The 6,177-nt window shown below is 43.9% G+C and carries 8 protein-coding genes and 1 pseudogene; 6 read left to right on the top strand and 3 right to left on the bottom strand.

Going from position 1 to position 6,177, the window contains the following annotated elements; genetic code table 11:
- Both PX482_RS25745 and PX482_RS25740 read left to right on the top strand, forming a co-directional pair.
- Positions 1–672, top strand: a 672-nt coding sequence (locus tag PX482_RS25745; RefSeq protein ID WP_288123203.1) for an RNA-guided endonuclease TnpB family protein, incomplete at its 5' end; no start/stop codon positions are given.
- 97 nt (positions 673–769) lie between these two features.
- Entirely contained in the window at positions 770–2,341 is a 1,572-nt protein-coding gene (locus PX482_RS25740; protein WP_002758276.1) for a Na+/H+ antiporter, read from the top strand.
- A 116-nt stretch (positions 2,342–2,457) separates the two neighbouring features.
- On the opposite strand, the gene PX482_RS25735 is transcribed toward PX482_RS25740, so the two are convergent.
- The gene (locus PX482_RS25735; protein ID WP_008200115.1) at positions 2,458–3,246 is read right to left on the bottom strand and encodes a choice-of-anchor K domain-containing protein; all 789 of its coding nucleotides are present in this window, start codon (positions 3,244–3,246) and stop codon (positions 2,458–2,460) included.
- A gap of 398 nt (positions 3,247–3,644) precedes the next feature.
- On the opposite strand from PX482_RS25735, the gene PX482_RS25730 reads away from it, so the two are divergent.
- The 3 genes from PX482_RS25730 to PX482_RS25720 are packed head-to-tail and all read left to right on the top strand — an operon-like array spanning position 3,645 to position 4,234.
- Positions 3,645–3,818, top strand: a complete 174-nt coding sequence (locus PX482_RS25730; RefSeq protein WP_002735110.1) for a hypothetical protein — start codon at positions 3,645–3,647, stop codon at positions 3,816–3,818.
- Position 3,819: 1 nt separating this feature from the next.
- Positions 3,820–4,035, top strand: a complete 216-nt coding sequence (locus PX482_RS25725; RefSeq protein ID WP_002758272.1) for a PIN domain-containing protein — start codon at positions 3,820–3,822, stop codon at positions 4,033–4,035.
- Entirely contained in the window at positions 4,022–4,234 is a 213-nt protein-coding gene (locus tag PX482_RS25720; RefSeq protein ID WP_002758270.1) for a hypothetical protein, read from the top strand. Before PX482_RS25725 ends, PX482_RS25720 begins: the two co-directional genes overlap by 14 nt.
- A gap of 164 nt (positions 4,235–4,398) precedes the next feature.
- Here the strand turns inward: PX482_RS25720 and PX482_RS25715 are convergent, their stop codons facing one another.
- The gene (locus PX482_RS25715) at positions 4,399–4,914 is read right to left on the bottom strand and encodes a single-stranded DNA-binding protein (protein ID WP_002758269.1); all 516 of its coding nucleotides are present in this window, start codon (positions 4,912–4,914) and stop codon (positions 4,399–4,401) included.
- Between the two features lie 85 nt (positions 4,915–4,999).
- Between PX482_RS25715 and PX482_RS25710 the strand changes: the two genes are divergently transcribed.
- A complete protein-coding gene (locus PX482_RS25710; protein ID WP_002758268.1) occupies positions 5,000–5,995 on the top strand; it encodes an amino acid ABC transporter permease in 996 nt (331 codons plus the stop codon).
- Here PX482_RS25710 and PX482_RS25705 read toward each other — a convergent pair.
- Positions 5,953–6,177: pseudogene (locus PX482_RS25705) on the bottom strand (hypothetical protein); the annotation flags it as partial. The gene PX482_RS25710 and the pseudogene PX482_RS25705 overlap by 43 nt on opposite strands.

The raw sequence follows: 6,177 nt of genomic DNA, 5'->3' as shown, positions 1-6,177 counted from the left end.
CCTTTACCAGTAACAGATAAAGCCATTGGAATTGACTTAGGAATTAGTAGCCTCGTGAGTACCAGCGACGGCGATAAAGTGTCTAATCCTAAGCATTTTAAGAAACATTATCAGAGGTTGCGAAGAGCATCGAAAAATCTTTCTAGAAAACAGAAAGACTCAAAGAATCGAGAAAAGGCAAAAATCAAAGTAGCCAAAATTCACGCTCAAATCACCGATAGCAGGAAAGACCATTTACACAAGCTAACCACTCAATTAGTTCGTGAAAACCAAACGATTGTGGTTGAGAATTTAGCCGTTAAGAATATGGTCAAAAACCCGAAATTATCTCAGGCAATATCTGATGTAAGCTGGGGAGAAATCACCCGACAATTAGCCTATAAATGCCGTTGGTACGGGAAAAATTACATCGAAATAGATAGATGTTTTCCCAGTTCTAAACGGTGCAGTAATTGTGGGTATATTGTGAAAAAGCTGCCGTTAAATGTTCGAGAGTGGGACTGTCCGAACTGTGGGACTCACCATGACCGAGACATTAACGCCAGTAAAAATATTTTGGCCGCAGGGCTTGCGGTGTCAGTCTGTGGAGCGACCATAAGACCAGAACAGAGTAAATCTGTGAAGGCAGGTGCGAAAAATCCTTCGGGAAAGAAGCAGAAACCTAAATCGTGAGGTTTGGGAATCGCCGTCCGTTTTACGGCGGCGAGGATGTCAAATAATTTAGATTGTTCTTTTCTTGCACGTCCGCTCACCGATTGCCTCCCACCCAATGAGTTTAGAATCCGCTACCGATGAAGTCATTAAGCAAAATTTAGAACAATTTCTAATTGTTTTGTCCGTTTCCCTGAGTGTGGCTACGGTTTCGAGGATTTTTAGCTGGTTTCGCCAAATTCCTTACACCCTATTGTTAGTGATAGTCGGTTTAGGTTTAGCTTTTATCGATATCCGTCTGGTGAACCTATCCCCCGAACTGATTCTAGAAATTTTTCTGCCCCCTTTGCTATTTGAAGCCGCTTGGAATACACGCTGGCGAGATCTGAAGGATAATTGGATTCCCGTCAGTCTTTTCGCTATTGTCGGCGTAATTATCTCGATTTTCGGGGTTGGTTTTACCCTAGATGAATTGACCAATTTACCCCTATTTACGGCATTATTAGTGGGTGCGAGCCTTTCTTCTACGGATCCCGTCGCTGTTGTCGCTCTTTTTCGCGAATTAGGGGCCAGTAAAAACCTCACCGTGCTTTTGGAAGGGGAAAGCTTATTTAATGATGGGGTCGCTGTCGTCGCTTTCGCTCTTTTGGTGGAAATTCCCCTCGGTGCTAGTGGTCTATCCTTAGAGACAACCATTAGCCGGATTGCGGCTTTTATCGGTATCGGGGTGGCAGTGGGTTGTTTAGTGGGTTTTGGTATTTCCTATCTGACTCAACGTCTCGATTTACCCCTAGTGGAACAGTCTTTAACTCTTGTGTCCGCCTACGGTGCTTATTTATTAACCGAGGAGTTCGGGGGTTCGGGGGTAATCGGAGTGGTGACTACGGGGATTATTTTAGGTAATTTTGGCTCTAGAATTAGTATGAGTCCCCGTACCCGCCTATTAGTCACGCAATTCTGGGAGTTTCTCGCTTTTTTTGTCAATTCGATCGTTTTTCTCCTCATCGGCGATCAGATCCGTCTCTCCAGTTTAGCCGATAATCTCAATTTAATTTTTATCACGATCGCTGCCGTGGTAGCGGCCCGTTTTCTGGCTACCTTTGCTTTGGCAACTGTTAGTAATGCCTTGATGGAAACTAAAATTAATTGGCGGGAAAAAACGGTTTTATGGTGGGGAGGTTTGCGCGGTTCCGTTTCTATTGCCCTAGCTTTAAGTGTGCCGGTTATTTTTCCCAATCGTCAGGATATCATCGATATCGTCTTCGGAGTTGTTCTCTTTACCCTTTTGGTTCAAGGATTAACTATTCAAACTTTCCTATCGAGATTAGACTTGATCGGTGATCAACCAATTCGAGAAAACTATGCGGAACTTTTAGCCCGACGGGTAGCTTTAAAAAGGGTTTTAGACTATCTTTCTAAGTTAGATAAATCTCCCGATGTTGCCCCCGAATTTTTTAGTTATGAGCAGCATCTAGTCAAAGAAAAGTTAAAGACCGTAGAAGCGGAAATACAATCTCTCAACGATAGTTATCCCCAATTACAGCTATTGACAATGGAACAACTTCGGGAAACCCTCCTAGATATCGAAGCTGATACCTACGCTGAATTTATTCGATCCGGCCGTTTAACTAGCAATTTATCCCCCGTCCTCCAAGAAATTCTCGCTGAAAGTAAAATTAGTGAACAGTAGGACTATTTTGGGGTATATACAATCAATCTCAATTCTCCTAACGATCAACGACTGGGTTTTATGACAAAAACCCCTCCAATTAATGAAGGGGTTTTTGTGGGGTTTTATGGGGGATTTTAGGAGACTTTTGTAGTTTCTTTTTCAGTGGATTGGGAGGGTTTTAGTTTGCGCTTGAGGGTGGAAGCTGCGCCCACAATACTAATCGCAAGTAAGCCAGCTATATTTCCAGATTCAGGAACGGAAACAGCAGGAGCAGTCGGAATAGGATCGATGGTTGGATCAACAAAACCCCCTGATATAGCATTCCCAAAACCTGCCAACTGAAGTGAACCAAATCTTCCTAAAACTTCCACAGTACCAGTGGAATTTTCATAAATACGAAAGCTTCCTAACTCTGGTCTATTAGGAAAATATAATATATCAGCTGCTTGTTCAGGAGTTGCGAGAACCAACACTCCATCGACCACAAAACCATTGGCGGTCATATCTAATCCGATCTGTTCAGTCAAAATCTGATTAAAATTAAATGGAGTGGTAGTGGACGAACTACTAGAAACTGCTAGTTCTGAGGTGTGAAGTCCAATCCAACCAATTCCATTTTTATAGCTAAGTGTTCCTAAGACAAAAGTTTGTCCAACTTGAACATTCTCAAAAGATGTTCCATCGAATTTAAAAAAGCTGGGAGCGGAATCGGGAAGACTAAAATCAAGTTGATTAGTACCAATTCCATTGACATCTGTATAGGGAAAAGGACTGGCGAAGCTATTAAAAACACCGTTTGTCACTCCAGAACCTACGGGTTGGCTATTTGCTGGTAAATTGCTCCAAGCAAGAAAAGAAGGGAGCAGAAATAAAAGCTGCTTAAAAATGGTCTGCTTGATAGAATATTGCTTTGCGACACTCATGTAATTTACACACTCCGTTAATGGCGACACTCCGTTGAGGACAACTTGAAGCCAGCATACACACTCCCCCCCCACAACTGTATCCTAAGCTACAATTTAATAAATCTTTATATTCTTCTCCCTAGCTTAGGGATTCATAGGGGAAAGAGTCTCAGGTATTTTCCCCTGTTTTACTGCTTCTCAGGCGACCTATCGCCTTCCGTGAGGGATTGTGGCGCAGTGTGTCAGATTCGGTCATAGGGTTCAAAATTTCGCTAACATTGTTAAGTAGCTGGTTATAATTAAATTAAAAATGGATTTTAGGTTCGATCCCCCCTGCCCCCCTTGATAAGGGGGGTGCCGATAGGCGGGGGGATCTGATGATTTTTAACGCCTACCTACTTAGGTGATTATTTATTATGACTATGTCGAGAGAGGAACAATTAAAGCTCCTTGGTCAGATGAAAGATTCTGATATAGATTATTCAGATATAGCTGCTACTGATGCCGAATTTTGGCAAGAAGCTACTGTAGAAGCTGCCCGTTGGATGGTATCGAGGGAAACGCCCATCGCCAGTAGGGGCAATTCATGAATTGCCCCTACTCCGTACCTCCCAACTGGGTTTTAAGTTTTATGATGCCTTACATCTGGCTTTTGCTGAAGCGGGGGGCGCTGATATTTTCCTGACCACCGATGACAGGCTGCTGCGAAAAGCTCAACAATATAGAGATTCAATTAACGTAACGGTAGAGAATCCCGTGATTTGGTTGATGGCGACTTTACAGGAGGATGGCAATGAAATTAGCTGAACTGAGAAAACAAGGATATCAAGCTTTAGTTGACTCTTTAGGGGTGGTGGGAATGCTCCGCTTCCTGCAACAATTGGAAGTCGGCCATGGAGATTACACCGCCGAGCGACACCAGTGGTTAGATGAACTGACCCTCGCCGATTTTCAGAGCTACGTTCAACAAAAGAAAAGTATCAATGGTGGGGAGTTAGGGGGTTAGAAGGCAAGAACTGGCTCTTCTGGTTTCTGTGTGGAAACGAGGTCTATACTGATAGAATATCCGTCAAAATAGTGCTTAAAGTCTTGCCGGATAAGCATTCCACGATTCCATAAGCAAAAACTATCAGACAAAATCGAGAAGAGCCATTAATTCTGTCGGGGTAATTAGAAAGGAATATCGTCTAAATTTTCCTCCACCGATGTGTCGCTAGGTTGCCAAGCGGAAGGATTAGAAAGTTCATAGGATGCGTCATATTCAAAATCCCCGGTGGAGACAGGTGCGACGGGTTTTTCCACCGGGGTTTTATTCGATTTGTGGGTATTGATTGGCACGACTTTTTCTGGAGTCGGGGCTGCCATTTCACCGCTACTCACGCTGCCGTCAAGATGATAGAGATGACTAATGACTAATTCGGCCCGTTTTTCCTTAAAACCTTCGGGACGATCGATCGTCTGCATCGAGAGACGACCTTCCAAAATTACTTGATCGCCTTCATTATAGTTCTGAGCGACTTCTGAGGCCAAATTTCCCCAAGCTACGGCCCTTAAATTAGTCGGGGTTGCCTCGGCACGATTGGCAGAAAACTCGACTAACATTTGAGCGTAGGGAGTTTGATTATCTTGGGTATAACGTAATTCGGGACGACGGACAATTTTAGCCATTAAAATGCAACTGTTCATGGTCGAAAATTAGTCTGAATTTTTCTAATAGCACCATTGTACTGAAAAAGTACAAGGATCACCACTGTAGAGGTTAGGGAATTTTATGGGACTCTGGTTAAGAAAAAATCTCTTTAACACTTGGTACAACGTCATCTTAACCCTTGCGGGTCTATTTCTCAGCCTCTGGGGTGGTTTAAGTTTTCTCGATTGGGCGATAAATCAGGCAAAATGGGCTGTAGTGACGGAAAATATCGGTTTATTTGTGGTCGGTCGTTATCCAGAACAGTCAATATGGAGAATTTGGCTGATTTTAACGATACTTGCGGCTTTATCACTGTTTTCTTGGCAATTAAACCGGGGTCGCTTCCCCAATTGCCCCGCTTTTCTCCAACGCTGGTGGGGATTGCTCTGGTTATTGACTTTACCTTTAATCGCTTGGTTACTATTGGGAGGATTATTTTTAAAGGCCATTCCCCTCGATGATCTCAGTGGTTTAATCTTAACTTTATTAGTAGCGATCGCCAGTATGATTTTATCTTTCCCCTTGGGGGTATTATTAGCCCTGGGGAGACAGAGTGAATTACCGGCAATTCGTTGGCTATCTATTGGTTATATCGAATTATTGCGCGGTTTACCTTTGTTGGGAATTTTATTCATGGCTCAGGTGATGTTACCTTTAATTTTACCCGCCGGGACCAGACCGGAACGGGTAATCAGAGCGATCGCCGGATTTACCCTTTTTGCAGCAGCCTATCTGGCCGAAAATGTCCGCGGTGGTTTACAAGCGATTCCCAAGGGTCAAATTGAAGCGGCCAAAGCTTTGGGTTTAAAACCGATTTTCGTTTTATTATTGATCGTTCTACCCCAAGCTTTAAAAGCGGTCATTCCTGCTATTGTTGGTCAATTTATCAGTTTATTTAAGGATACTTCCCTACTGGCGATCGTGGGACTGGTGGACCTCTTGGGTATGGCAGGATCGGTTTTGGCTAATCCGAAATTTATCGGCGATTATCCAGAAGTTTATCTATTTTTGGCGTTTATTTACTGGATTTTCTGTTATTCTATGTCCCTAGCCAGTCGTAGGTTAGAACAGCGTTGATTGGGGTGATGGGGTGATGGGGTGTGGGGTGTGGGGTGTAGGGTGTAGGGTGATGGGGTGATGGGGTGATGGGGTGATGGGGTGATGGGGTGATGGGGTGTGGGGTGTAGGGTGATGGGGTGTAGGGTGATGGGGTGAGGGGGTGATGGGGTGGTGGGGGGATGGGGGGATGGGGTGGTGGG

This window comes from Microcystis sp. M53602_WE12, from assembly GCF_030065455.1.
Lineage (GTDB): Bacteria > Cyanobacteriota > Cyanobacteriia > Cyanobacteriales > Microcystaceae > Microcystis > Microcystis aeruginosa.
The sequence above is the reverse complement of the archived record's forward strand: the minus strand, read 5'-3'. Positions and strand labels throughout refer to the sequence as shown.

Bases quoted from the DNA above. Each gene is read 5' to 3' on its own strand.
- PX482_RS25720 (WP_002758270.1), top strand. From the start codon at position 4,022: ATGAAATTAGCTGAACTGAGAAAACAAGGATATCAAGCTTTAGTTGAC.
- PX482_RS25710 (WP_002758268.1), top strand. From the start codon at position 5,000: ATGGGACTCTGGTTAAGAAAAAATCTCTTTAACACTTGGTACAACGTC.
- PX482_RS25715 (WP_002758269.1), bottom strand. From the start codon at position 4,914: ATGAACAGTTGCATTTTAATGGCTAAAATTGTCCGTCGTCCCGAATTA.
- PX482_RS25735 (WP_008200115.1), bottom strand. From the start codon at position 3,246: ATGAGTGTCGCAAAGCAATATTCTATCAAGCAGACCATTTTTAAGCAG.
- PX482_RS25740 (WP_002758276.1), top strand. From the start codon at position 770: ATGAGTTTAGAATCCGCTACCGATGAAGTCATTAAGCAAAATTTAGAA.
- PX482_RS25730 (WP_002735110.1), top strand. From the start codon at position 3,645: ATGACTATGTCGAGAGAGGAACAATTAAAGCTCCTTGGTCAGATGAAA.